Annotated in this window: 26 protein-coding genes; 10 read left to right on the top strand and 16 right to left on the bottom strand. The window is 65.1% G+C overall.

Annotated elements, in window-relative coordinates; all coding sequences use genetic code 11:
• Window positions 1-194 precede the first annotated feature (194 nt).
• From Q0743_RS25905 to Q0743_RS25895, 3 genes are all read right to left on the bottom strand, one after another.
• Window positions 195-980, bottom strand: coding sequence for a hypothetical protein (locus tag Q0743_RS25905; protein WP_298244344.1), 786 nt, complete (start codon window positions 978-980; stop codon window positions 195-197).
• 79 nt (window positions 981-1,059) lie between these two features.
• Entirely contained in the window at window positions 1,060-1,665 is a 606-nt protein-coding gene (gene leuD / locus Q0743_RS25900; protein ID WP_298244312.1) for a 3-isopropylmalate dehydratase small subunit, read from the bottom strand.
• An 87-nt stretch (window positions 1,666-1,752) separates the two neighbouring features.
• Complete coding sequence (locus Q0743_RS25895; RefSeq protein WP_298244311.1) at window positions 1,753-2,337, bottom strand: pyridoxamine 5'-phosphate oxidase family protein; 585 nt, start codon at window positions 2,335-2,337, stop codon at window positions 1,753-1,755.
• 97 nt (window positions 2,338-2,434) lie between these two features.
• On the opposite strand from Q0743_RS25895, the gene Q0743_RS25890 reads away from it, so the two are divergent.
• The gene (locus Q0743_RS25890) at window positions 2,435-3,253 is read left to right on the top strand and encodes a helix-turn-helix transcriptional regulator (protein ID WP_298244310.1); all 819 of its coding nucleotides are present in this window, start codon (window positions 2,435-2,437) and stop codon (window positions 3,251-3,253) included.
• Here Q0743_RS25890 and Q0743_RS25885 read toward each other — a convergent pair.
• Window positions 3,229-3,639, bottom strand: coding sequence for a metallopeptidase family protein (locus tag Q0743_RS25885; protein WP_298244309.1), 411 nt, complete (start codon window positions 3,637-3,639; stop codon window positions 3,229-3,231). The genes Q0743_RS25890 and Q0743_RS25885 overlap by 25 nt on opposite strands.
• Window positions 3,640-3,794: 155 nt before the next feature.
• On the opposite strand from Q0743_RS25885, the gene Q0743_RS25880 reads away from it, so the two are divergent.
• A complete protein-coding gene (locus Q0743_RS25880; protein WP_298244343.1) occupies window positions 3,795-4,076 on the top strand; it encodes a hypothetical protein in 282 nt (93 codons plus the stop codon).
• A 296-nt stretch (window positions 4,077-4,372) separates the two neighbouring features.
• Here the strand turns inward: Q0743_RS25880 and Q0743_RS25870 are convergent, their stop codons facing one another.
• Window positions 4,373-4,672 carry a DUF1330 domain-containing protein gene (locus tag Q0743_RS25870; protein WP_298244307.1) on the bottom strand — a complete coding sequence of 100 codons (300 nt, stop codon included), beginning with the start codon at window positions 4,670-4,672 and terminating at the stop codon, window positions 4,373-4,375.
• A 177-nt stretch (window positions 4,673-4,849) separates the two neighbouring features.
• On the opposite strand from Q0743_RS25870, the gene Q0743_RS25865 reads away from it, so the two are divergent.
• Window positions 4,850-5,422 carry a hypothetical protein gene (locus tag Q0743_RS25865; RefSeq protein WP_298244306.1) on the top strand — a complete coding sequence of 191 codons (573 nt, stop codon included), beginning with the start codon at window positions 4,850-4,852 and terminating at the stop codon, window positions 5,420-5,422.
• A 160-nt stretch (window positions 5,423-5,582) separates the two neighbouring features.
• Here the strand turns inward: Q0743_RS25865 and Q0743_RS25860 are convergent, their stop codons facing one another.
• The 7 genes from Q0743_RS25860 to ffh all read right to left on the bottom strand — a co-directional run bounded on the left by Q0743_RS25860 (window position 5,583) and on the right by ffh (window position 11,551).
• A complete protein-coding gene (locus Q0743_RS25860) occupies window positions 5,583-5,792 on the bottom strand; it encodes a hypothetical protein (protein WP_063198504.1) in 210 nt (69 codons plus the stop codon).
• Window positions 5,793-5,884: 92 nt separating this feature from the next.
• Window positions 5,885-7,291 (bottom strand): 3-isopropylmalate dehydratase large subunit, encoded by a 1,407-nt coding sequence (gene leuC / locus Q0743_RS25855; protein WP_298244305.1) that lies wholly within the window; start codon window positions 7,289-7,291, stop codon window positions 5,885-5,887.
• A 328-nt stretch (window positions 7,292-7,619) separates the two neighbouring features.
• Window positions 7,620-8,000 (bottom strand): 50S ribosomal protein L19, encoded by a 381-nt coding sequence (gene rplS / locus Q0743_RS25850; protein WP_298244304.1) that lies wholly within the window; start codon window positions 7,998-8,000, stop codon window positions 7,620-7,622.
• Between the two features lie 110 nt (window positions 8,001-8,110).
• On the bottom strand, window positions 8,111-8,878 hold the full coding sequence (gene trmD, locus Q0743_RS25845) for a tRNA (guanosine(37)-N1)-methyltransferase TrmD (protein ID WP_298244303.1): 768 nt from the start codon (window positions 8,876-8,878) through the stop codon (window positions 8,111-8,113).
• Between the two features lie 128 nt (window positions 8,879-9,006).
• Complete coding sequence (gene rimM, locus Q0743_RS25840) at window positions 9,007-9,564, bottom strand: ribosome maturation factor RimM (protein ID WP_298244302.1); 558 nt, start codon at window positions 9,562-9,564, stop codon at window positions 9,007-9,009.
• A 9-nt stretch (window positions 9,565-9,573) separates the two neighbouring features.
• Window positions 9,574-9,906 carry a 30S ribosomal protein S16 gene (gene rpsP / locus Q0743_RS25835; protein WP_014438992.1) on the bottom strand — a complete coding sequence of 111 codons (333 nt, stop codon included), beginning with the start codon at window positions 9,904-9,906 and terminating at the stop codon, window positions 9,574-9,576.
• A 100-nt stretch (window positions 9,907-10,006) separates the two neighbouring features.
• Window positions 10,007-11,551 carry a signal recognition particle protein gene (gene ffh, locus Q0743_RS25830; RefSeq protein WP_298244301.1) on the bottom strand — a complete coding sequence of 515 codons (1,545 nt, stop codon included), beginning with the start codon at window positions 11,549-11,551 and terminating at the stop codon, window positions 10,007-10,009.
• 434 nt (window positions 11,552-11,985) lie between these two features.
• Between ffh and Q0743_RS25825 the strand changes: the two genes are divergently transcribed.
• Window positions 11,986-13,050 carry an MBL fold metallo-hydrolase gene (locus Q0743_RS25825; RefSeq protein ID WP_298244300.1) on the top strand — a complete coding sequence of 355 codons (1,065 nt, stop codon included), beginning with the start codon at window positions 11,986-11,988 and terminating at the stop codon, window positions 13,048-13,050.
• A 215-nt stretch (window positions 13,051-13,265) separates the two neighbouring features.
• Entirely contained in the window at window positions 13,266-13,637 is a 372-nt protein-coding gene (locus Q0743_RS25820) for a hypothetical protein (RefSeq protein WP_298244299.1), read from the top strand.
• Window positions 13,638-13,924: 287 nt separating this feature from the next.
• On the opposite strand, the gene Q0743_RS25815 is transcribed toward Q0743_RS25820, so the two are convergent.
• Together Q0743_RS25815 and Q0743_RS25810 are read right to left on the bottom strand one after the other, a co-directional pair.
• Window positions 13,925-14,638, bottom strand: a complete 714-nt coding sequence (locus tag Q0743_RS25815; protein ID WP_298244298.1) for an SIMPL domain-containing protein — start codon at window positions 14,636-14,638, stop codon at window positions 13,925-13,927.
• 5 nt (window positions 14,639-14,643) lie between these two features.
• Window positions 14,644-15,423, bottom strand: a complete 780-nt coding sequence (locus Q0743_RS25810; protein WP_298244297.1) for a GyrI-like domain-containing protein — start codon at window positions 15,421-15,423, stop codon at window positions 14,644-14,646.
• A 268-nt stretch (window positions 15,424-15,691) separates the two neighbouring features.
• Between Q0743_RS25810 and dapF the strand changes: the two genes are divergently transcribed.
• Together dapF and mtaB are read left to right on the top strand one after the other, a co-directional pair.
• A complete protein-coding gene (dapF, locus tag Q0743_RS25805; RefSeq protein ID WP_298244296.1) occupies window positions 15,692-16,567 on the top strand; it encodes a diaminopimelate epimerase in 876 nt (291 codons plus the stop codon).
• Window positions 16,567-17,820, top strand: a complete 1,254-nt coding sequence (gene mtaB / locus Q0743_RS25800; RefSeq protein WP_298244295.1) for a tRNA (N(6)-L-threonylcarbamoyladenosine(37)-C(2))-methylthiotransferase MtaB — start codon at window positions 16,567-16,569, stop codon at window positions 17,818-17,820. The genes dapF and mtaB overlap by 1 nt, the downstream gene beginning before the upstream one ends.
• A gap of 203 nt (window positions 17,821-18,023) precedes the next feature.
• Here mtaB and Q0743_RS25795 read toward each other — a convergent pair whose 3' ends face one another.
• Window positions 18,024-19,133, bottom strand: coding sequence for a DUF2336 domain-containing protein (locus Q0743_RS25795; RefSeq protein WP_298244294.1), 1,110 nt, complete (start codon window positions 19,131-19,133; stop codon window positions 18,024-18,026).
• A gap of 242 nt (window positions 19,134-19,375) precedes the next feature.
• Window positions 19,376-20,077, bottom strand: a complete 702-nt coding sequence (locus Q0743_RS25790) for an RluA family pseudouridine synthase (protein WP_298244293.1) — start codon at window positions 20,075-20,077, stop codon at window positions 19,376-19,378.
• Between the two features lie 60 nt (window positions 20,078-20,137).
• Here Q0743_RS25790 and ftsY point away from each other — a divergent pair, with 60 nt between their 5' ends.
• The 3 genes from ftsY (at window position 20,138) to Q0743_RS25775 (ending at window position 23,109) form a co-directional block, all read left to right on the top strand.
• Complete coding sequence (gene ftsY / locus Q0743_RS25785) at window positions 20,138-21,085, top strand: signal recognition particle-docking protein FtsY (RefSeq protein ID WP_298244292.1); 948 nt, start codon at window positions 20,138-20,140, stop codon at window positions 21,083-21,085.
• 2 nt (window positions 21,086-21,087) lie between these two features.
• Window positions 21,088-21,690 (top strand): septation protein A, encoded by a 603-nt coding sequence (locus Q0743_RS25780; RefSeq protein ID WP_298244291.1) that lies wholly within the window; start codon window positions 21,088-21,090, stop codon window positions 21,688-21,690.
• Window positions 21,691-21,912: 222 nt separating this feature from the next.
• The gene (locus tag Q0743_RS25775) at window positions 21,913-23,109 is read left to right on the top strand and encodes a hypothetical protein (protein WP_298244290.1); all 1,197 of its coding nucleotides are present in this window, start codon (window positions 21,913-21,915) and stop codon (window positions 23,107-23,109) included.
• Window positions 23,110-23,111 lie beyond the last annotated feature (2 nt).

Here is a 23,111-nt window from a genome sequence, read left to right as displayed (position 1 = left end):
AATTAAGCACAATGTTGCAAAGGCGCGTTGCGCTGGATCAAACTGGGAGGGGCCGGAAACAGGTCTCGTGCCCCGGACGCGGCGCAGCACGCAGTGGTGCGCCGCTGAGCCGGGACCCATCTCGCGGCTTGCTGGGTCCCGGCTCTGCGGAGCAGCGTTACACGCTGCACCGCGTCCGGGACACGAGCGGAAGCTTAAGCAAACCGCTCCGTCGCCCAGGCATACAGGCTGCCTGGAATCGGCTTTTCGCCGCCGCGTCCCTTGGGCGAGATGTGCAGGCCGATAATGTCAGGATTGGTGACGAGGCCGAGATAGCTCGAGGGATCGAAGAACAGCTTTGGCTCGGCATGCACGGCGTAGAACGACTGTTTCGGCAGCGCGCATCCCAGCTCGCCGGTGCGGCGCGCCAGTGCGGTGAGCGCCGCCGGTCCGTAGATCGCGACGCGGATATCCGCGAGCCGGTTCGAGCCGCCGCGCAGACGCCGCATCATGAAGGTGATGCGGTGGCGCACCGACAGCCAGTTCGGCGTCAGCTCCTCCTGCTCCATCAGCTCTTCGAAGGCGGCGACGATGCCGTGCGCGGGCGGCAGGTAGATCACGGAATTGCCGAGCTGGCGCGGGCGCTCCCAGGCGAAGTAGGGCTTTGCCGGGTCGATCTCGATCGGCTTCAGGAGCAGCACGTCGGCATCGAGCCAAAGGCCGAGATTCTTCGCCATCAGCTTCATGCGGAAAAAGTCACTGAACTGCAGAATGGTCCAGTCGCGCCAGCTCCCGTCCGGCTGCGGTGGTCGCAGGCGTTCGGAGAAGATGTGGGGCAGGATTGCTTCCGCCTCCGCATTCTGGATGCCGGCAGGAAGGCCGGAAATGGGGTCGAAGCTGTAGACCGTGACCTTGTGGCCGGCAGCGAGCTGCGAGCGCAGACAGGTCTGGCGCAGCGCGTCCATCGGGCCATGCCAGAAGGTGACGATCTCGGGCAGCATGGGCAAGCTATACGGGATGTCAGGAGCAAAGAAAAAGCCCCGGCGCCGACAGCACCGGGGCTCGAATGAGAACCTGCGATCAAGCCCAGGCGCGTTCGCGCTTGAGCTTGTCCTCATAGCTGTCGATCGAGCTCTTCTTCTCCATGGTGAGGCCGATGTCGTCGAGGCCGTTGATCAGGCAGTGCTTGCGGAACGGGTCGATCTCGAACTTGACCTTGCCGCCATCGGGACCGCGGATCTCCTGGTTCGGCAGGTCGATCGTCAGCGTCGCGTTGGCGCCGCGCTCGGCGTCGTCGAACAGCTTGTCGAGGTCTTCTTGGGCAACGCGGATCGGCAGAATGCCGTTCTTGAAGCAGTTGTTGTAGAAGATGTCGCCGAACGAGGTCGAGATCACGCAGCGGATGCCGAAGTCGAGCAGCGCCCAGGGCGCGTGCTCGCGGCTCGAGCCGCAGCCGAAATTGTCGCCGGCCACCAGCACCTTCGCGCCCCGATAGGCGGGCTGGTTGAGGACGAAATCCGGGTTCTCGCTGCCGTCGTCCTTGTAGCGCTGCTCGGAGAAGAGCCCCTTGCCAAGGCCGGTCCGCTTGATGGTCTTCAGGTACTGCTTCGGAATGATCATGTCGGTATCGACATTGATGATCTTCAGCGGCGCCGCGACGCCTTCCAGCGTGGTGAACTTGTCCATTGTGGGCTTCCCGGTTTGTCGTCAGGGGAGGGCTGTTTAGCCCGGTTGGTGCACGAATCCTAGGCCGGATTCGGCAATCGTGGTCTGTCAGACATGATCTGTCGGCCTTTGCGGAGCCATGCTGTCGGGGACGAAGCCCGTCGGCAGGCCGTCGATGCTCTTCATGTTCTTCAGGCCCCAGTATTTTCGTAAGTTGTCGAGACCCTGCTTGGTCCAGTAGCGGATGAGGCTGCCACGCTCCTGCTTGTAGTCGAACAGCGGCACGCCCATGCCGCACGACGTCTGCACGAGCTCGACCGAGAGGCGCACGATCTGGCGTGCCCCGGTCATGTCCTCGAAGGCAGGGGTGAGATCGGCGTATTCGGGCGTGCCGCGCATGAGCGACCGCCCCTGGCCGTAGAGACGCAGGATCACCGGCGGGCCCTCGAAGGCGCAGAACATGATGGTCAACCGCTTGTCGTCGGAGGCGGTCAGATGCGCGCGGGTCTCGCTGCCGCTCCCGGTGCAATCGAGGTAGGCGACATCATTGTCTCCGAGCACCCGGAATGAGGACAGGCCCTTGGGCGACACGTTGATGCGCCCCTTCGGCGGGGCGCTCGCGACGAAGAAGATCTTCTGCCGCTCGATGAAAGCCCTGTGCTCGGGTTCGATCCCGGGGAACTGCTTGCCCATGTGCGTGCGTCCTTGCGCAGCGACGAAGTCGGGCAGGGACGTAGCATGGCAGTGATACCAGTTTAAGTACCTATATTGTGCTGGTATAAAAACTACCATGAAGGCAGCAGACGTCATCGCGCCGGCGCTCTCGCTCAGCGCGTTCTTGCGTGCGCTCCGGGAGCGCCAGTCTCCGGCAGAATTCGGCCTCGCCGCTGGACCGCGACGGCGCACGCCGGGGCTCCGGCGCGAGGAGGTCGCCCAACTCTGCGGATTGAGCGTCACCTGGTACACCTGGATCGAGCAGGGGCGGGATGTGTCCGTCTCTGCGTCAGCCCTTGCGCGCCTCGCCAGCGGACTGCGGCTGTCGCGGGCCGAGCGCAGCTATTTGTTCGAGATTGCCGGCAAGCGCGACCCCGAGCGTCCCGGCGCCAGCGATGATCCGCCTGAAGAGATCCTGGCCTGCGTCGACGCGATCGACGGGCCCGCCTACATCCTCGATCGCACGTGGCGCGCGCGTCGCTGGAATGCGAAGGCGTCGCTTCTGTTTGCGGGATGGCTCGATGCGGACGGCGAGAAGAATCTGCTGCGCTACATCTTCCTCAGGCCCGAGGCGCGAACCCTGATCCTCGACTGGGCCTCGCGCGCCCGCCGCGTCGTCGCGGAGTTCCGCGCCGCTGTGACGGCCTACGCCGACGATCCCGAGATTCGCCGGCTTGTCGAGGAGCTGAGAATCCAAAGCCCGGACTTCGAACGGTGCTGGGACACGCAGGGTGTTCTGGCGCGCGAAGGCGGCGAACGCGCGTTCGATCATCCGGCGATGGGGCTGTTGCACTTTCAGCAGGTGTCGCTGTCACTCGCGGGCTGGTCCGACTATCGGCTGACGATGCTTCTCTCTGCACCACGCCTTGATCAGTCCGCGTCGGACTCCGCCTGAGCCTCGATCGCCTCCATGTCGTCGTCCGAGAGGCCGAAATGGTGACCGATCTCGTGGATCAGGACGTGGCGGACGATGTGGCCGAGGCTCTCGTCGTGCTCGGCCCAGTAATCCAGGATCGGCCGGCGGTAGAGCCAGACCATGTTCGGCAGCCGTGCGACGTCGCCAAGGCTCTGCTGGGGCAGACCGACGCCCTGGAACAGGCCGAGCAGGTCGAACTCGCTCTCGCATTCCATCTCGTCCAGGACCTCCTCGGTCGGGAAGTCGTCGACGCGGATGATCACGCCCTCGCAAAGCCCACGAAATTCCGCCGGCAGGGCCTCGAAGATCTCATGCGCCGTCGTTTCCATCTCGGCCAGCGAGGGCGCTTTCAATTCCGTCCACATGCGTTCCTCTTAGCGCGGGTTCCTTGGCGATGCATCCGGCTTTATAAGCGCGGCGAGGTTGACGGGCGCCGCCAAAACGGGGAGCGTGGGCCGCGACTGGGACGTTTCAGGTGGGCGAAAAAATGCGAGCAAGAACAGCGCTGACGCTACTGTGCATGGGGTTGTTTTCGCAATTTTGCGTCGGTGCCGAGGCCCAGACCGCCGCACCCGGCGTCAGGCTGGCGCAGGCAGCCTCGCCGGACGACGTCCCGCCGCCGCGCAAGCGGCACCCAGCGCGCCTGCGCGTCACGCCCTATTACGCACCTGATGGCGTCTACCCGCGCTACAACCCGGGCCCCAATGCCGTCCGCGAATGCAACGCGACCTATGTCCAGGAATTTCGGCCGAGCGGCACCGTGATCGTGCCGCGCGTGAGCTGCTACTGGCGTCCTGGCTAGCGCCGATTCGGTGCCGGCGGCAGCCTCGAGGGGTGATGATGGCGAGATGGTTTGCATGGGCCGTTGCCGTCGCGCTGGTCGCGGGCCTGCCTTGCGCGTCCGCCGCACCAGGGGCGACGGTTCCGGAGGCCTCGGCAGGGATCGCAATCTTCGATGCGCGACGACCCCCGCGAGCCCATGTCGTGCGGCCTGCGGTGCGCCGCGATCCCCGCTATTACGCGCGGCCCGTCCACTACCGTCCTTATCCATACCGAGTGCCCGCACCCTTCGTGTTCGGCTACGGGCCGTTCTGGTGACTAGCCCGTGGGCGTGAATCCCTTCACCAGCAGCACGGTTGCCTGCGCGCCGGCCTTGCGGTCGCGCGAAATCTCCTCGTAGTCGGGTGACGTCGAGAAGGCGAGGAACGCGGCCTCGTCCGGAAACGACATCATGACGAGCTTTTCGTGCGGCCATGTTCCTTCGAGCACACGCGGACGCTCGTCGGCGGCGAGCAGTCGTCCATTGTACTTCCTGAACACGTCGAAGAACCGCGCCTGGTAGCGGTCATAGGCGGCGCGGTTCGTCATCTTCAATTGTGCAATCGCGTAGACGGTCATCTCAAAGCGTCCTCCTGTCGCGGCACCGCGTCGCATCGCAATTACCGGCCCGTTCATTCATGGCGCGTTCACATCGCTGTCCGCAATTTAATCCCGGGAGCGACTGCAATTGAACAGGGATGACGCGAGCCGGGAACGAGCATCGCAACTCCGCTGTCCAGATTCTGGGAGGATTCCATGCTGAGGAGTTTGGGTTTCAAAGTCGGCCCGATGCGCCTGCTCGGGATTGCGGCAGCCGCGACGCTGATGCTGACGGCGGGGACCGCGCGCCGTGCTGAGGCGCTGACCTTGATCAATCCGGCGACGTCACCCGCGACGAAGGCCGCGAGTGACGATCTCGTCACGCAGGTTCGTCACGGCGGCGGCGGACATGGCGGTGGCGGACATTTTCACGGGGGCGGTGGCTTCCGCGGGGGCGGTGGACATATCGGCGGCTTCCGCGGTGGTGGTGGTGGGTTCCATGGCGCGCGTATCGGCGGCTTCCGCGCTGCGCCGGCCTTCCATGGTGGCGGCTATCGCTATGGCGGCGTTCACCGCTATGGCGGATTTCATCGCTACGGCGGATTTCATCGCTATGGGATCTATCGGCCTCACTACGGCCATCGCCACTTTCACCGGCGCTACTATTACGGCGGCTATTATCCCTATTACCACTATCCGCGCCGCTGTCGGGTCATCTGGACCTATTACGGCCCGCGCCGCGTCTGCCGCTGGCATCGCTGGCACCATCCGTATCGCTACTATTGGTGATGTGAGTTTCCGCTCGATCCGCACGCGTCATGCCCGGGCTTGTCCCGCCTGCGGGGCCGAAGCCCCTTCGGCGCGGCGAAGGCCCGGGCATCCACGACCTTTTATGCGTGCCTAAGAACGTGGATGGCCGGGACGAGCCCGGCCATGACGGAGGGGTGGCCTACAGCCAATCCTTCAGCTTCCACGACGAAGCTTTCCACCGCATCAGATTGTCCAGCTTCCACTGCTTGAACATCGCGGGCGGCCAGCGGCTGAGCTTGGAGGTCTCCTCGACCTCGGGCTTGGCGACGATGCGCAAGGGTGCCGCGCGCCGGCGGTGCTGCCGCGTCGCTTCGCCAATCAGGTCGACATATTCCGGCTTGTTGGCCATGGCGCGTCCTCGCGAAAACCTCGCGAGGACGAGAGTGTCAGGCGATCGTTTAACGGCGGTTTGCCGCGATCGCTCAAATTGGAGGAACAGGCTTAGCGCCAGTCCCGGACGTCGACGAAGTGACCCGCGATCGCGGCGGCCGCTGCCATCGCCGGAGAGACGAGGTGCGTGCGGCCCTTGAAGCCCTGGCGGCCCTCGAAGTTGCGGTTCGAGGTCGAGGCGCAGCGCTCTTCCGGAGCCAGCTTGTCCGGGTTCATCGCAAGGCACATCGAGCAGCCCGGCTCGCGCCATTCGAAGCCGGCCTTGATGAAGATCTTGTCCAGACCTTCAGCCTCTGCCTGCTCCTTCACGATGCCGGAGCCCGGCACGACCATGGCGCTGACGTGCCCCGAGACGTGCTTGCCCTCTGCGATCTTCGCAGCCGCGCGCAGGTCCTCGATGCGGCCGTTGGTGCAGGAGCCGATGAAGATGCGGTCGACCTTGATGTCGGTGATCTTGGTGCCCGCGGTCAGGCCCATGTACTTCAGTGCGCGATGCTTGGAGATGCGCTTGGCTTCGTCCGCGATCTGGTCGGGATCCGGCACGAATCCGGTCACCGAGATCACGTCCTCCGGGCTGGTGCCCCAGGTCACGATCGGCGGCAGCTTGGCAGCGTCGAGGCGCAGCTCGTTGTCGAAATGCGCGCCGTCGTCGGAGCGCAGCTTTTCCCAGTAGCGCATGGCCGCATCCCAGTCGGCACCCTTCGGCGCCTTGGGGCGACCGCGCAGGAAGTCGAACGCCTTCTGGTCGGGCGCAACGAGGCCGGCGCGGGCGCCGCCTTCGATCGACATGTTGCAGACCGTCATGCGGCCTTCCATCGAGAGCGCGCTGATCGCATCGCCCGCATATTCCAGCACGTAGCCGGTGCCGCCGGCGGTGCCGATCTCGCCGATGATGGCCAGGATGATGTCCTTGCCCGTCACGCCATCCGGCAGCTTGCCGTCGACGGTGACGCGCATGTTCTTGGCCTTCTTCTGGATCAGCGTCTGCGTCGCCAGCACGTGCTCGACCTCGCTGGTGCCGATGCCGTGGGCGAGCGCGCCGAACGCGCCATGCGTCGAGGTATGGCTGTCACCACAGACGATGGTGGTGCCGGGCAGCGTGAAACCCTGCTCGGGACCGATGACGTGGACGACGCCCTGGCGCTTGTCGAACTCGTTGTAATATTCGATGCCGAATTCCTTGGCGTTCTCCGCCAGCGCCTTGATCTGCTCGATGCTCTCGGGGTCGGGATTCGGCTTGGTGCGGTCGGTGGTCGGCACGTTGTGGTCGACGACCGCCAGCGTCTTCTCGGGCGCATGGACCTTGCGCCCCGTCGCGCGCAGGCCTTCGAATGCCTGCGGCGAGGTCACCTCGTGCACCAGATGGCGATCGATGTAGAGCAGGCAGGTGCCGTCCTCGGCTTCGTGCACCAGATGGTCGTTCCAGATCTTGTCGTACAGGGTGGTGGGCTTGGACATGAGCTTAAGCTCCGAAGGAATGTTTTGTAAGCGGATGTGCGCGGCGAGCGCGCGGGCAACAAAATCGTCAGCGCAGCTTTTAGGCTGCGCGAATAAGCTCTGACGTTGCCGAGGTCGCGAAGCGTCCGAAGAACCGGCCGGGCAGCCGCGAGCGATCGTCGATGACGACGCGCTGGGGGGATACAAAGCTGGTCAGATCTGGAAACATTCCAGGAATATATAGCAGGCCGAATTGGAAGCGCGAGTGGTTTGACGCGCACGGCTGACGCAACAAAAAAGCGCGGAGCCGAGCCCCGCGCTTTCGAAGACTTGCCTGGTGGGGCGAAGCTTACTCGCCGACGGCGGCCTGACGGTCCTGCTTCTCGACGATGCGGGCCGACTTGCCGCGGAGGCTGCGGAGGTAATAGAGCTTGGCGCGACGCACCTTGCCGCGGCGCACCACCTTGATCGAGTCGATCATCGGCGACATCACCGGGAACACGCGCTCCACGCCTTCGCCGTAGGAGATCTTGCGCACAGTGAAGCTCTCGTTGAGGCCAGCGCCGGAACGGCCGATGCAAACGCCTTCATAGGCCTGCACGCGGGTGCGGTCGCCTTCGACGACCTTCACGTTGACGATCACGGTGTCGCCCGGTCCGAACTCCGGAATGTCCTTGGTGGCGGACAGCTTGTCGAATTGCTCTTTTTCGAGCTGTTGGATCAGGTTCATGGGTAAATCTCCATCGGCGCGCCCAGCCCTGGAAACGGGGGGCTGCGCAAAATTCGTCTATCCAGCCATTGCGGATTTGGCCGCTCCTATAAGGCAAGCCGGAGCGTTTGTCACCCGTCTGTCTTGTTTTTTGGCGTTTTTTGGCGCCCGGCCCGATTCGCCGGCTTGTTCGAGATCTTGGGCGGGATCTTGGCCCATAAATCGGGCCGCCGGGCCTCTGTGAGGGCCTCGGACTGCGCCTGCCGCCAGCTGGCGACCTTGGCGTGATCGCCGGAGGTCAGGATGTCAGGGATCGGAACCCCCTCGAACAGCTGCGGGCGGGTGTATTGGGGGTACTCCAGAAGGCCGTCGGAGAAGCTCTCCTCGGTTCCCGAGGCTTCCTTGCCCATCACGCCCGGCAGCAGCCGGACGCAGGCGTCGATCAGGGCCATCGCGGCGATTTCGCCTCCTGAAAGCACGTAATCGCCGATCGAGACCTCCTCGAGGCCTCGCCCGTCGATCACCCGCTGGTCGATCCCCTCGAACCGCCCACAGACGATCAGGGGCCCGGGGGCCCCGGCGAGCTCCTGAACCCGGGCCTGGGTCAATGGCCGACCCCGGGGGCTCATCAGCAGGCGCGGCCGGTTCTGCTCGACCTCCGCGGCATCGATGGCCGCCGCCAGCACGTCCGCCCGCAGCACCATGCCCGGCCCGCCGCCGGCCGGGGTGTCGTCCACGCTGCGATGGCGGTCGGTGGCGGAGGCCCGGATGTCGCGGGCCTCGATCTGCCAGATCCCACTGGCCAGTGCCCGTCCGGCAAGGCTCACGCCCAGCGGCCCCGGAAACATCTCCGGAAACAGCGTCAGCACCGTCGCGCGCCAGGGGACAGGGTTAGTCATCGGATCTCAGTTCTCGTCATCCCGGACAAGCGCGCCTTAAGCGCGCGCAGATCCCGGATCCATAACCATCGCGGCAAGTTTTGCGACGGCTGGAGCGATCAGATTAGCCAAAAAACCATGGCTTGTGGTTATGGGTCCCCGCGTTCGCGGGGACGACTCGGGGAGGGTTCGTTATCTTTGTCCTCGCCCTCAATCTCCTGCGGCAGCGCGACCACGACGCGGCCGCCCTTGAGATCGACCTCGGGCACGACCGCGTTGGAGAACGGCAGCAGCATCGTCGGTCCCTTCAGCGGGGCGATCTCGATGATGTCGCCGGCGCCGAAATTGTGGATCGCGAGCACGCGGCCGAGCACGTCGCCGTCCGTGGTGACGGCGTCGAGCCCGATCAGATCGGTGTGGTAATATTCGTCCTCATCCGTCGCGGGCAGCTTGTCGCGCGCGACGTAGAGTTCGATGCCGTTGAGGCGCTCGGCCTCATCGCGGGTCGTGACGCCCTTGAACGTCGCGACCAGATGATCCTTGGCCTCGCGCGCCGTTGCCACCTCGAACTGGCGCTTGCCGTCCTTGGACAGCAACGGACCGTAATGTTTGATGGCAAACGGATCTTCGGTGAAGGTCCACAGCTTGACCGCACCGCGCACACCATGCGCGGCGCCGATCCGCGCGACGCAGACCAGCGCCGACATGATCCAGCCTTAGCCCTTCGCAGCGGCTTCGGCCTGCGCCTTGCGCTCCTTGCGCGGCACGGCCTTCTCGGGGTTGTTGCGCGCTTCGCGCTTCTTGACGCCGGCGGCATCGAGGAAACGCGACACGCGGTCCGAGGGCTGCGCGCCCTTGGCGAGCCAGGCCTTCACCTTGTCCATGTCGAGCTTCAGGCGGGTCTCGTTGTCCTTCGGCAGCAGCGGGTTGAAATAGCCGAGACGCTCGATGAAGCGGCCATCGCGGGGGAAACGCGAGTCGGCGACGACGACGTGATAGACGGGACGCTTCTTGGTGCCTGCGCGGGCGAGGCGGATAACGACGGACATCTAGTTCTCCTTGAAAGTGTGGTTTGCAAAGTACGTTTTGTTCGGTTGATTGGTATTCCGCGTCACGTGAGACCGGTGCGATCCCGCCGCGACGAATTCCTCATTTCTTCTTGCCCGGGAAACCGCCGAGGCCCGGCAGCGTCGGCTTGCCGCTCAGCCCGGTCAGTCCCGGAAGGTTTGGCAGGCCGGTGCGAAGTCCGGGCGGCAGATCCTTCGGCAGGTTCGGAAGGCCACCGCCGCCGGCCTGCATCTTTTCCTGCATCGCCTTCATCTCTTCGGGCGAAGGCATCTTCATGCCGCCGCCAAAGCCCATGGCCTGCGCGATGCCGGCGAGTGGGCCCCGTTTGCCCGAGCCCATGGCCTTCATCACGTCGGCCATGTTCCGGTGCATCTTGAGCAGCTTGTTGACGTGCTCGACGCTCTGGCCGCTGCCTGCCGCGATGCGCTTCTTGCGGCTGGCCTTCAGCACGTCGGGATGACGGCGCTCGTCGCGCGTCATGGAATCGATGATCGCGACCTGGCGCTTCAGGATCTTGTCGTCGATGCCGGCCGCCGCGATCTGGTTCTTCATCTTGGAGATGCCGGGCATCATGCCCATCAGGCCGCTGATGCCGCCCATGTTGGCCATCTGCAGCAGCTGCTCGCGCATGTCGTTGAGGTCGAACTGACCCTTGCGCATGCGCTCGGCGGTGCGCGCGGCCTTCTCGGCGTCGATATTGGCGGCGGCGCGCTCGACCAGCGAGACCACGTCGCCCATGCCGAGGATGCGGCCGGCGATACGATCAGGATGGAAATCTTCCAGCGCGTCGGTCTTTTCACCGGTGCCGATCAGCTTGATCGGCTTGCCGGTGACAGCGCGCATCGATAGCGCGGCGCCGCCGCGGCCGTCGCCGTCCACGCGGGTCAGCACGATGCCGGTGAGGCCGACGCGCTGATCGAACGCGCGCGCAAGGTTCACGGCATCCTGGCCGGTGAGCGAGTCCGCAACCAGCAGCACTTCATGCGGGTTGGCCGCAGCTTTGATGCTAGCTGCTTCCGCCATCATCTCTTCGTCGAGCGTGGTGCGGCCGGCGGTGTCGAGCAGCACGATGTCGTAGCCGCCGAGCTTGCCGGCCTCCAGCGCGCGTTTTGCGATTTGCGGCGGCTGCTGGCCGGCGACGATCGGCAGCGTGGGAATGTCGAGGTCGCGGCCGAGCACGGCCAGCTGCTCCATCGCCGCCGGGCGATAGACGTCGAGCGAGGCCATCAGCACCTTGCGCTTGTCGCGCTGGACCAGGCGGCGGGCGAGCTTTGCGGTGGTGGTGGTCTTGCCCGAGCCCTGCAGACCGACCATCATGATCGGCACCGGCGGCACGGAATTGACGTCGATGGTCTGGCCTTCGGCGCCGAGCGTGTTGACCAGCTCGTCATGGACGATCTTGACCACCATCTGGCCGGGGGTGACCGACTTGACGACGGTGGCGCCGATCGCCTGCTCGCGGACGCGCTCGGTGAAGCTGCGCACGACTTCGAGCGCGACGTCGGCCTCCAGCAGCGCGCGGCGCACCTCGCGCATCGCGGCGTCGACGTCCTTTTCGGTCAGCGCACCGCGCCCCGTCAGACGATCGAGAATGCCACCAAGCCGTTCCGACAGATTGTCGAACAATGCCGTTGTCCTTCTTTACCTCTCCCCGCCTGCGGGGAGAGGTCGCCGCCCTCTTGGCGGCGGGTGAGGGGGTACGGGACCATCGACGCGCATCACACGCGGAGAGAGCCCCTCACCCCGACCCTCTCCCCGCAAGAGCGGGGCGAGGGAGCAGAAAACCAAACACCTTTACGCCCGAGGGCGCACAGCGCTGTCGGGCGTTGACCTCCGGTCTCGAGGGCCGGTCGGCGGGTCGAAAAGAAAGCCTTTCCGAGAAAGTGGCGGGGTTAAACGCCGCTCCCACCCAAAAGTCAAGGAAAGTTAGGGCGCCGGAGCCCCTCCGCCCAAGCAACACTCTGAAAATACGACATTTTCGGCCACGGGTTCCTTTTTCTGCGGTGCCGCCCATATAGCGGTGATGTCTTACCGCCCCAATTGCCCCTAGAAGCCTGCCCGTGCCGATCACCCGACGCCGCGTTTTCGGACTGCTTGCCGGCGCCGGCGCGCTGGTCGGTGTTCCCTCGCTCTGGATGTCCTACATGAAAACCTATGACGGTCCCGGCTCCGACCATTTCGACGGCCTGACCTTCTTCGATCCGGACGGCGTGCCGCCAAAGTCGTTGCGCGAGGTGCTGCGCTGGCAGTTCGGCGGCAAGCGGCAGCGCGCGAAATGGCCGGATTGGGCCCCCAGCCCCCATGCCGACACCCCGCCGGCGCGGGTCGAGGGCGACAAGGTCCGGCTCTCCTTCGTCGGCCACGCCAGCTGGCTGATCCAGGCCGGCGGCCTCAACATCCTGGTCGATCCGGTCTGGTCGGAGCGGGTCTCGCCCGTCAGCTTTGCCGGGCCGAAGCGGCACAACGATCCCGGCATTGCGTTCGAGAAGCTGCCTGACATCGATGTCGTGCTGGTCTCGCACGGCCATTACGATCATCTCGATATCGCGACCTTGTCGCGGCTTACCAAGAATTTTGCGCCGCGTGTGGTCACCCCGCTCGGCAACGACGTGACGATGCGCAGCTCGGATTCCACGATCAAGGTGGAAACCTTCGACTGGCACGATCGCGTCGAGCTCGGCGGCGGGATCGCCGTGCATCTGGTGCCGACGCGGCATTGGAGCGCGCGTGGCATGTTCGATCGCAACAAGGCGCTGTGGGCGAGTTTTGTCCTGGAGACGCCCGCGGGCAAAATCTATGTCGTCTGCGATTCCGGCTATGGCGACGGCCGGCATTTCCGCCGCGTTGCCGAGAAGCACGGCAAGCTGCGCCTCGCCATCCTTCCCATCGGCGCCTACGAGCCGCGCTGGTTCATGCGCGACCAGCACATGAATCCGGAAGATGCAGTGAAGGCGCTGACCGATTGCGGCGCGGAAGCCGCGCTCGGGCATCATCACGGCACGTTCCAGCTGACGGACGAGGCCATCGATGCACCGGCAAAAGCGCTGGTCGAAGCGCTCGATGCGGCAAAGATTGCGCAGGAGAAGTTCGTGGCGATGAAGCCGGGGCAGGTGGTGGAGATTTAGGTCGCGTCCCCATAGGCCCGGCGGCGTGATGCGACCAAAGCAATGTCCGCTTTGCTCTCATGGCGACACGTGCGCGCGGCGCTGCGCCGTTGAACCAGAAAGCCCATGACGCAACAAAACACCATGGATTTCTTTCGGTCGGAAGACCTTGATTGATCGATGGATGGAGCCGGCCTGTGGGATTTTTGCTGAGAATTGTGCTTGCGACCGCTCTGGTGAACCTTGCTCCGGCCGTCGCCCAGGCGAAGGACGCCGTCGCTTCTCCTGCCCTGCAGAAGGAATTCGACGGCTTCTTCGAGAAGTTTCGCGCGGCGCTGAAGGCAAACGATCCCGCCGCCGTTGCCGCCATGACACAATTGCCGTTCATGAACGACAAGGCAATTGGCGACGCCGCGCAATTCGGCGCCAAGATCTATCGGACCTCGTTCACGCCGAAAAACCGCACGTGCATCCAGCGCGGCAAGGCCGTCTACGATCGCGATCAGGAGAAGAACGACAATTACTTCGTCTTCTGCGGCGAGCTCATCTTCGTCTTTACCAAGACTCCGGCGGGATTCCTCCTGACGGATATCGGCGCGAACGACTGATCAGGCAGGTGGTGGAGATCCGACGGCGCGCGGTTTGCTCCGCTGTCGCCACACACGCAGCTCGTCGTCCCGGACAAGCGCAGCTCTTGGCAACGCGTAGCGTTGTCCAGGGCGGAGCACAGATCCGGGATCCATACCCACAGGGAGGAGTTTGACCACGACTCGGAGTTGCTGACATCGCACGACAACCACTTGATGTGGCTATGGGTCCCGGATCTGCGCGCGCTTGGGGCGCGCTTGTCCGGGACGACAGCTGTGGTTGCCGCACACGCTGTGCCTCTTGCGCCTTACTGCGCAGCCTTGATCGCCCAGCTCACATTCACAGTCACCGACAGCGTTTCCTCGCCCGGCGCGACGGCCGCCGGTGCAGCCATCGGTGCCGTTGCCATCCGCGCCTTGAACAACGGCACGGGGGCGCCACCTTCCGACACGCTCAGCGGCGCGCCCAACGTGACGCCGGTGGCCTTGGCGTAGATCTCGGCCTTGCGGCGCGCATCGGCCACCGCCTGCTCGCGCGCGTCGTCGAGCAGTTTCGAGGCCTGCGTCACCTCGAAGGAGATGTTGCCGATGTCGTTGGCGCCGGCGCTGACCAGTGTGTCGATGATGCCGGCGACCTTGGTCACGTCGCGGATCTTCACGGTGACGCGGTTGCTGGCGCGGAAGCCGACCACCGGGGATGCGCCGGTGGATTTGTTCTGGCCGTATTGCGGCTGCAGCGACAGGCGCGAGGTCTGGTAGTCCTTCTCGGGAATACCGGCGCCCTTCAGCGCCAGCAGCACCTTGCCCATCGCGGCATTGTTGGCATCGGAGGCTTCCTTCGCCGACTTGGCGTCATTGGCGACGCCGGCATCGATCTGCGCGAGATCGGGCGCCGCGGAGATCGTGGCTTCGCCGCTCACCGAAATGGCGGAGACAACATCGTCGGCGATTGCGGAGGTTGCCGGCAGCGAAGCGGCAAGAACGGCGGCGAGCGAAGCAGCAAGTACGGCAGGCTTTTTCATTGATCTCACTTCAGCGGCACGAAAACGTTGATCACGAGCTTGTCCTCAGCGGTCTTCAGGGGATCGGTGAGGTACTCCTCGATGAAGGTGTCCTTGGCCTCCAGCCTCTTGTCGTCGAGGTGATTGGTGATGGCCTCATAGGTGTTGTCCATGTTGTCGTAGGAGCCGCGATGGACGAATTTCAGCACCTTGCCTTCCGGCGATTTGCCGATGCTCATGTCCTTGGACAAGTTCTTGGGATCCTGCTCGACCGGGATCTCGGCCAGGAAGGTGAAGCCGGTGTCGTCCGTCGAGGTGTAGACGATCATCGCGTTGCCGGCATGCTTGATGCCCTGCTTGTCCAGCAGCGTGTTCAGCGCCTTGAAGGCGTCGATCAGCGTGTCGAAGGCCGAGTCCCAGTTCGCGGTGCCCTTGACCATCACGACCTTCTTGGCCTCGAGCGTGGTCTCCAGGCCAAACGGATCGGCGGTCTGCACCGGGGCAGGGGTTGCGGCCGCGGCCGGCGGCGGCGCTGTCGGGCTGGGCGAGGCGCTGGCGGCGGGCGAGGGTGACGTTGTCGGGGCCGGCGAAGCGCTGGCCGCAGGCGATGGCGCCGGTGAGGGCGTGGCTGCAGGCGCAGGCGAGGCACTCGCTGCCGGAGAGGGGGAGGCGGACGGGGCCGGCGCGGGACTCGCCGAGGCGGCCGGTGTCGGGCTCGGGCTCTGTGCCAGAACCTCGGGCAGGCCAAGCGACAAGGCCGCGGCCGGGATCAGCGCGGCCAAAGCGAGACGACGAAACCTGAACATTTTATTCTCCCCAAGGCCTTGATCACCAAGGCGCCCTAGTCGCCAAGGCCTTAACCACTACGTCCAATCCGCTCTGCGCCCGGCCGCGCATCCCGCTTCGCGCCAACTTTCGCGTTCTAACACGCGAGCGCCAAATTCGTCCCATGACAGATGCGTCATGGCAGGACTCTTGGTAGGCCTCTTGGCGGGCTTGCTGGCGCCTGGCGGCAAAACACTGGCCAAGCCGGCAAGGATCGCCATATAAGACAGGCGAAATTCGGGAATTTTCATGAGCGCGCTGGCCAATCACGCATTTGCCAAGATGAACGGCATCGGCAACGAGATCGTCGTTGTCGACATGCGTGATTCCGCGGGCCGGGTGACGCCGGACGATGCCCGTGCGGTGGCATCCGCGAATGGCGGCGTGGCTTACGACCAGCTCATGGTGCTCTCGAGGCCGCGGCTCGACGGCACCGAGGCCTTCATCAGCATCTACAACAATGACGGCTCGGAAGCCGGCGCCTGCGGCAACGGCATGCGCTGCGTGGTGCGGCGCATCTTCGAAAAGAACGGGCAGACCAATGCGACGTTCGAGACCGCGGCCGGCCTGCTCAACGCCTGGCAGGGCCCGGCGCCCGATCTCTACACCGTCGACATGGGCACGCCGAAGTTCGGCTGGCAGGACATCCCGCTGGCGGAAGAATTCCGCGACACCCGCTACATCGAATTGCAGATCGGGCCGATCGACAATCCGATCCTGCATTCGCCCTCCGTGGTCAGCATGGGCAATCCGCATGCGATCTTCTGGGTCGATGACGTCAACGCCTACGATCTCGAGCGTTTCGGTCCCTTGCTCGAAAACCATCCGATCTTCCCGGAGCGTGCCAACATCACGCTCGCCCATATCGTCGATGACCAGCACATCACCATCCGCACCTGGGAGCGCGGCGCCGGCCTGACCAAGGCCTGTGGCTCGGCCGCCTGCGCCACGGCGGTCGCTGCGGCTCGCCTGAAGCGGACCGAGCGCAAGGTCGAGATCACGCTGCCCGGCGGCAAGCTCGGCATCGAATGGCGCGAGCGCGACGACCACGTACTGATGACGGGCACGGCGACCTTCGAATATGAGGGCAAGTTCGATCCGGCGCTGTTCGCGCCGGCCGCCTGATGGCCGTCGACATCGTCACCTTCGGCTGCCGCCTCAACGCCTTCGAGGCCGAGGTGATCCGCAGCAAAGCCGAAGCTGCGGGGCTCGACGACACCATCGTCATCAACAGCTGCGCCGTCACCAACGAGGCGGTGGCGCAGGCGCGGCAATCGATTCGCAAACTGAAGCGCGAGCGCCCCTCAGCGCGTATCGTCGTCACCGGCTGCGCGGCGCAGACGCAGACCGCGATGTTCGCCGGCATGACCGAGGTCGACCGCGTCGTCGGCAATGACGACAAGATGCGCAGCCAGGCCTGGCGCGCGACGCGCGATGCTCTCGATTTCGGGGCCAGCGAGAAGATCGCCGTCAGCGACATCATGGCTGTCAGGGAGATGGCACCGCATCTCGTCGACGGCTATGCGAGCGGCCTGCCGCGCGTGTTCGTGCAGGTGCAGAACGGCTGCGACCATCGCTGCACCTTCTGCATCATCCCGTTCGGCCGCGGCAATTCGCGCTCGGTGCCGATGGGTGCGGTGGTCGAGCAGGTGCGCAACTTGGCCGAGCGCGGCCACGCCGAGATCGTGCTGACCGGCGTCGATCTCACCAGCTACGGCGCCGACCTGCCCGGTGCGCCGAAACTCGGCATGCTGACGAAGCAGATCCTGCGGCACGTGCCGGAGCTGAAGCGCCTGCGCATCTCATCGATCGATTCGATCGAGGCGGATGACGATCTGCTCGACGCCGTCGCGGATGATGCGCGGCTGATGCCGCATCTGCATCTGTCGCTGCAATCCGGCGACGACATGATCCTGAAGCGCATGAAGCGCCGGCATTCGCGAAGCGATGCGATCGCGTTCTGCGAGCAGGTGCGTCGCCTGCGTCCCGATATCGTCTTCGGCGCCGACATCATCGCGGGCTTCCCGACCGAGACGGACGAGATGTTCGCGCGCTCGCTCGATCTCGTCGAGGAATGCGGCCTGACCTTCCTGCACGTCTTCCCCTATTCGCCGCGCCCCGGCACGCCGGCAGCAAAGATGCCGCAGGTCGCTGGCGGTGCGATCAAGCAGCGCGCGAAGCGGCTGCGAGCGGCAGGTGAGGCGGCGTTGCGCCAGCGGCTGCAAGCCGAGATCGGCGCCACGCGCGAGGTGCTGATCGAGAGCGAAGGCCAGGGGCGCACCGAGCACTATCTGCCGGTGGCGATTGTGGGCGAGCGCGTGGGCAGCGTGGTGCCGCTTATGATTGCCGGCTGTGATGGCGAGCGGCTCACGACGTAGGCAGGGCTGCGAATAATGCGCGGGCTCTATCCTCAACGTCGTCCCTGCGCACGCAGGGACCCATACCGCGTGATTCATCTGATGACGGATGGTCGGAGTACCGAACTGCGAATCTTCGCCAAGCGTCACCCTGTGGTTATGGGTCCCTGCGTGCGCAGGGACGACACTGAGGGTGTGGGTACGCTTGCGCCCTGATGGCGCCCCTACGACGCCCGCACCTGCCAGAATCGCAGCGTGCGCTTGGCATTCTCCGGCGTCATGCGTGCGTAATGCCCCTGCGCTCTTGCGAGGTCTGCCAGCTTCATGGCGCCGGTCGCAAAGCGGCATTCGAGCACGGCGGCTGTCGTTTCCCAGCTGAGCTGCGCCGCCTTGCACGGCACCAGGAGGCCGTCCTCGCGCAGGCTCTGCATCAGCGGCCGAATCACCTCGACGGTGGAGCCGGACAAGGCCGCCAGAGCCGCGGCAGTTTCTTCGTAGCGCCGCTGCTTGGCAAAGCTGGAGAGCGTTGCCTCGCTGAGCTGGCCGGTGGCCTTGAGGCCGGCGATGGCGCGCTTGGCGCCTTCGAAATCGCGAACGCCCGTCATCTCGCGCTCGACACCGACGGTGACGGCGGCGATCGCGCTCTGAATCTCCTCGAATAGGTGCGGCGGCGCGCGCGACAACAGGCGGGTGCGCACGGCATCTGTCGCCGAGCGCAGCAATCGGCGGCGCATATCAGCAGGCAGGTCGACACGGACGCCGACGCTCACGGCAAGCTCGGGATCAGCCTCGGCCTGAGCGACCATGACGGAAAATCCGTTTCCGGAGACGCGCGCGCCGGGATTGGCGGCGAGCCTGCGGCTGACGCTGGGATAGCGGCGCGCCAGAAGTGCGTCGGTGACGATCTCCTTCAACCACCAGCGGCCGGCGATCGCGAGCAGATGCGGCTCGCCCTTGGTTGAGGCGATCTTCACGAGCTCGCCATCGTCGAGGCGGGCGGATTCCTGCAGCACGGGACCGGCGATGCGGATCTCGTCGTTGCTGGCGAGGCGGCGGATCACGGAGGGCGGCGCCTGCGCGACCGGCGCCAGTTGCGCGCTGATCTCGGCGAGCGCGATGCGGGCGCCCATGTCGGCGAGTGCGCGCAGCTCGATGGTGCCGATCAGGCGATCGAGCACCTCGTCGAACAGTGCGATCTGCTCGTCGTCGAAACTGCCGGCGGAGGCGAGGAACAGATTGGTGACGCGCCGGGCCGTCGCCAGGCCCTTTTCCGGCGAGCCGGTGCGAATCGCGGATTCGACCTCGTCGATGATCGATAGCCCGGCCGTGGACATGACGCGTGCTCGTCCTGAGCGGTTACAGAAGCTTGTTCTAAGCAACCGCAATCATTACGGACGAGCACTGAACGTTTCGTAAACCATGGGCCTGATGGTCTCCCTCTCCCGCTTGCGGGAGAGGGGCGGGGAGAGGGTGTCTCCGCAACGGGACAGTCTCCAAGGGGAAAGAGCCCTCACCCGGATCGCTTCGCGCTCCGACCTCTCCCGCGAGCGGGAGAGGTGCACCGAACTCGCGGCGCCTACTCCCCATTCCACCCGCAGGCGCGCAGCTTCTCGTGCATATGCACCGGGGCGGGCGCCACGACGCGGACCGGCTCCTTGTTCCGGGAGATCGGCACCACGATCTCGCGGGCGTGCAGATGCAGCTTCGGCTCGCCGAAGCGCGGGCCGTTGCCGTAAATGTTATCGCCGAAGATCGGCCAGCCCGTCGCCGACGAATGCACCCGCAATTGATGGGTCCGCCCGGTCACCGGTTCCATGGCAAGCCAGGTGAACCCGTCGCCGCGGCCCATCACTTTCCAGTTGGTGATCGCCTTCTGGCCTTCCGGGTCGGGCTTCTGCCACCAGCCGCGCTCGGCATTGAGCCGTCCCAGCGGCATGTCGATGGTGCCTTCGTCTTCAGCGGGGCCGCCCTCGACCACGGTCCAGTAGGTCTTGCCGATCTTGCCGTGCTTGAATAGCAGGCCGAGCGAGGCCGTCGCCTTGCGATGGCGGCCGAGCACGAGGCAGCCGGAGGTGTCCTTGTCCAGCCGGTGGGCCAGCACCGGCGGCCGGGGCAGGCCGAAGCACAGCGCCTGGAAGGAATCCTCCAGATTGGGCCCGCCCTTGGGACCGCGATGCACCGGAAGGCCCGAGGGCTTGTCGATGATCAGCATCAAGCCGTCGCGGTGGAGCACGCGCGCCTGGATCTCCTCGGCGGTCAATTGGGGAACATCGAGCAATTGCAGGACTTTCGGTCAAGACTTTCGTTTGGGAGCCGGAACGGCTAACACACCGCCATCATGAACGATACCACGTCAGATCCCCCCAAGCTGAGCTGGTGGCGCCGCCTGTCCAACGGGCTGAAGCGCACCTCGTCCTCGCTCGGGACCGCGGTCGCCGACCTCGTCACCAAGCGCAAGCTCGACCGCGCCATGCTCGACGACATCGAGGATGTGCTGCTGCGGGCCGACCTCGGCACCTCAGTTGCGGTGCGGATCGCGGATGCGGTCGGCACCGGGCGCTATGACAAGGCGATCTCGGCGGACGAGGTCAAGGACGTCGTCGCCACCGAGGTCGAGAAGGTGCTGGCGCCGGTGGCCAAGCTCCTCGTGATCGACGCCGCGAAAAAGCCGTTCGTGATCCTCGTCGTCGGTGTCAACGGCTCCGGCAAGACCACCACCATCGGCAAGCTCTCGCAGAAATTCGCTTCCGAAGGCCGCAAGGTGATGCTGGCCGCCGGCGACACGTTTCGCGCCGCCGCCATCGAGCAGCTCAAGGTCTGGGGCGAGCGCACCAGGACGCCGGTGATCGCGGGCGCGCAGGGCTCGGATTCGGCGAGCCTCGCCTTCAATGCGCTGACGGCGGCGAAGGAGCAGAATGTCGACGTGCTGCTGATCGACACCGCCGGCCGGTTGCAGAACAAGGCCGAGCTGATGAACGAGCTCGAAAAGGTCGTGCGCGTGATCCGCAAGGTCGATGACACTGCGCCGCATGCCGTGCTGCTGGTGCTCGACGCCACCGTCGGCCAGAATGCGCTGTCACAGGTCGAGGCCTTCCATCGCACGGCGGGGGTCACCGGCCTCGTGATGACCAAGCTCGACGGCACCGCGCGCGGCGGCATCCTGGTGGCGCTCGCGGAGAAATTCAAACTGCCGGTGCACTTCATCGGCGTCGGCGAAGGCGTCGACGATCTTGCGCCGTTCACCGCGCGCGACTTCGCCCGCGCCATCGCCGGAATCGAAAGCTAGAGATGGACAAGACCCAGCCGCATCCGCTGTTCAAGCTCGCGACCGAGCTCGGTCCGCTGCTCGTGTTCTTCTTCGTCAATGCGAAGTTCAATCTGTTCGCCGCGACCGGCGCCTTCATGGTCGCGATCATGGCGGCCATGGTGGCCTCCTATGCGGTGACGCGCCACATCCCGATCATGGCGATCGTGACGGGCGTGATCGTGCTGGTGTTCGGCACGCTGACCCTGGTGCTGCACGACGAGACCTTCATCAAGGTCAAGCCGACCATCATCTACGGCCTGTTCGCCGCGATCCTCGGCGGCGGCCTTCTGTTCGGCCGCTCCTTCATCGCCGTGATGTTCGACCAGGTGTTCAATCTGACGCCGCAGGGCTGGCGCATCCTCACGCTGCGCTGGGCGCTGTTCTTCGCCGGCATGGCGGTGCTGAACGAGATCATCTGGCGCACGCAAAGCACTGACTTCTGGGTGAATTTCAAGGTGTTCGGCGTGACCCCGCTGACCATGATCTTCGCCATCGCCCAGATGCCCCTGACCAAGCGCTACCACATCGAGCCGGCCTCGCTGGAGACCAGCGAGGCCGAGGCGGGCGATGTGAGCAAGGGGTGACGCCGGTTCCAACGCGCCCCTGGCCGCGATCACGCTATTCACGCTGACGTGCACTCGGCCCGGTCCGTCGGACGCTGCAACGGATCGCGCGATCAAGCCGATCGGCTTCTTCATCGCTCTGTAACCGCAAACCAAGATTGTTCGGCTCTCGCCCTTGCCTGGAAGGTTGGAGGCGATAGCCTCGCGTTGTGAAGAGAGGACGGCACGCCGGAGAGCCCGGTGATGAGCGCAAAACAGGACCATGCCGCTGAACACCTGATTCAGTACCTCCGGCAGCTCGCTCCGCAGGTCCGGCGCCGCCTGCTTGCCGAATTGGAGCGGCTCCATCTCCTCGGCGAGGACATTCCGCATTCCGAGCCATTGATCGCCGCGTTACGCGCCGAGTTTCGCAACACCGGTCAGAATCACTATCGCGTCGGAAATCCCTCACGCTATTTCTTCGAGCCGATCGAGCCGGTGCTGATGGACGGCGCACCGGAGCGTGCCAACAGCGGTCAGATCGCCCGTGGATCGCTCGCTCCGATCTGGAGCCTCGTCACCGAACAATTGCTGCGCAGCTTGGCCGCCGACTACATCGCCAGTGCGAACGATGTCATTTCCGCCGGCAGGCAGTCCGAAGCACGGCAGATGGCGCGGACGTTCCAGAAGAAGGCGCTGATCTCTCTCAACGGTCTGCTCGGTTCGGCCGAGGGCGCCGCCAGCGTTCACGACGGGCTGATGGCCTATACCAGCTCGCATGCGACGTTCGACGACCTCAAGAAGATGCTGCGCTACCTCGACATGCAGCGGGAGCTCGAGGATTTTGGCAGCGCGCTTGCGCCAAAGATTGCCCGGCTCGAGGGCCCCGGCCTGGACAAGGTTCTCGGCCTTCTGAGCGGGCTCAAGGCCCGGCGCGTCGATGCCGTGCCGTTCGCGCTCACGATTCTCGCAAAGCGCCTGGAAACCTCCTGGGACCTGCTCTCCGTCGCGACCACTCCGGCTGACGACCGGGCTGCGGCGCGGATCGCCACGGGCTCCTTCGCCATCGCGGTGTCGATGGTGCTCGATCAGATCGAGGAAAAGCACCTCCTCTTGCAGTTTGCGCTCAGGAACAACCGCCCCGTGCGGGCCAAGGAGATCGTTGGCGAGATCTACCGGATCGAGGAGGCGCTGAGAGCGCAGATCGAGCTCCAGGGGTCGGACTGGGCCCGGCGTCTGGATGGTCTGATGACGGCCGTCCAGGTTGCCGTCGACGCCGAGATCAGCAGCATTCCGGGCGATCACCGGCACTTGACGCACATTCTGGAATCGCCGCGATTGCGCCCGGGCCATTCCTTCGGCCACAGGGTCGGCCATATGTTCGAGAAGGGATGGGACGTCGTGTCCGGCCTGCTCGCAGGCAGCACGGACACACCCAATCGTCGCGACAATTTGCCGTGAAC

The sequence above is a fragment of the uncultured Bradyrhizobium sp. genome (assembly GCF_936943645.1).
Classification (GTDB): Bacteria; Pseudomonadota; Alphaproteobacteria; order Rhizobiales; family Xanthobacteraceae; genus Bradyrhizobium.
Note: the sequence above shows the minus strand (reverse complement) of the source record. Positions and strands in the feature narration are given on the sequence as shown.

What these genes read in the sequence shown, in the direction of transcription:
- leuD (WP_298244312.1), bottom strand. Translation starts at nt 1,665, where the DNA reads ATGGACAAGTTCACCACGCTGGAAGGCGTCGCGGCGCCGCTGAAGATC.
- rpsP (WP_014438992.1), bottom strand. Translation starts at nt 9,906, where the DNA reads ATGTCCGTCGTTATCCGCCTCGCCCGCGCAGGCACCAAGAAGCGTCCC.
- Q0743_RS25780 (WP_298244291.1), top strand. Translation starts at nt 21,088, where the DNA reads ATGGACAAGACCCAGCCGCATCCGCTGTTCAAGCTCGCGACCGAGCTC.
- Q0743_RS25865 (WP_298244306.1), top strand. Translation starts at nt 4,850, where the DNA reads ATGCTGAGGAGTTTGGGTTTCAAAGTCGGCCCGATGCGCCTGCTCGGG.
- rimM (WP_298244302.1), bottom strand. Translation starts at nt 9,564, where the DNA reads ATGTCGGCGCTGGTCTGCGTCGCGCGGATCGGCGCCGCGCATGGTGTG.
- Q0743_RS25815 (WP_298244298.1), bottom strand. Translation starts at nt 14,638, where the DNA reads ATGAAAAAGCCTGCCGTACTTGCTGCTTCGCTCGCCGCCGTTCTTGCC.
- trmD (WP_298244303.1), bottom strand. Translation starts at nt 8,878, where the DNA reads ATGACTAACCCTGTCCCCTGGCGCGCGACGGTGCTGACGCTGTTTCCG.
- Q0743_RS25775 (WP_298244290.1), top strand. Translation starts at nt 21,913, where the DNA reads ATGAGCGCAAAACAGGACCATGCCGCTGAACACCTGATTCAGTACCTC.
- Q0743_RS25885 (WP_298244309.1), bottom strand. Translation starts at nt 3,639, where the DNA reads ATGTGGACGGAATTGAAAGCGCCCTCGCTGGCCGAGATGGAAACGACG.
- mtaB (WP_298244295.1), top strand. Translation starts at nt 16,567, where the DNA reads ATGGCCGTCGACATCGTCACCTTCGGCTGCCGCCTCAACGCCTTCGAG.
- Q0743_RS25860 (WP_063198504.1), bottom strand. Translation starts at nt 5,792, where the DNA reads ATGGCCAACAAGCCGGAATATGTCGACCTGATTGGCGAAGCGACGCGG.
- dapF (WP_298244296.1), top strand. Translation starts at nt 15,692, where the DNA reads ATGAGCGCGCTGGCCAATCACGCATTTGCCAAGATGAACGGCATCGGC.
- Q0743_RS25870 (WP_298244307.1), bottom strand. Translation starts at nt 4,672, where the DNA reads ATGACCGTCTACGCGATTGCACAATTGAAGATGACGAACCGCGCCGCC.
- Q0743_RS25890 (WP_298244310.1), top strand. Translation starts at nt 2,435, where the DNA reads ATGAAGGCAGCAGACGTCATCGCGCCGGCGCTCTCGCTCAGCGCGTTC.
- Q0743_RS25810 (WP_298244297.1), bottom strand. Translation starts at nt 15,423, where the DNA reads ATGTTCAGGTTTCGTCGTCTCGCTTTGGCCGCGCTGATCCCGGCCGCG.
- leuC (WP_298244305.1), bottom strand. Translation starts at nt 7,291, where the DNA reads ATGTCCAAGCCCACCACCCTGTACGACAAGATCTGGAACGACCATCTG.
- Q0743_RS25795 (WP_298244294.1), bottom strand. Translation starts at nt 19,133, where the DNA reads ATGTCCACGGCCGGGCTATCGATCATCGACGAGGTCGAATCCGCGATT.
- Q0743_RS25905 (WP_298244344.1), bottom strand. Translation starts at nt 980, where the DNA reads ATGCTGCCCGAGATCGTCACCTTCTGGCATGGCCCGATGGACGCGCTG.
- ftsY (WP_298244292.1), top strand. Translation starts at nt 20,138, where the DNA reads ATGAACGATACCACGTCAGATCCCCCCAAGCTGAGCTGGTGGCGCCGC.
- rplS (WP_298244304.1), bottom strand. Translation starts at nt 8,000, where the DNA reads ATGAACCTGATCCAACAGCTCGAAAAAGAGCAATTCGACAAGCTGTCC.
- Q0743_RS25880 (WP_298244343.1), top strand. Translation starts at nt 3,795, where the DNA reads ATGGGGTTGTTTTCGCAATTTTGCGTCGGTGCCGAGGCCCAGACCGCC.
- Q0743_RS25895 (WP_298244311.1), bottom strand. Translation starts at nt 2,337, where the DNA reads ATGGGCAAGCAGTTCCCCGGGATCGAACCCGAGCACAGGGCTTTCATC.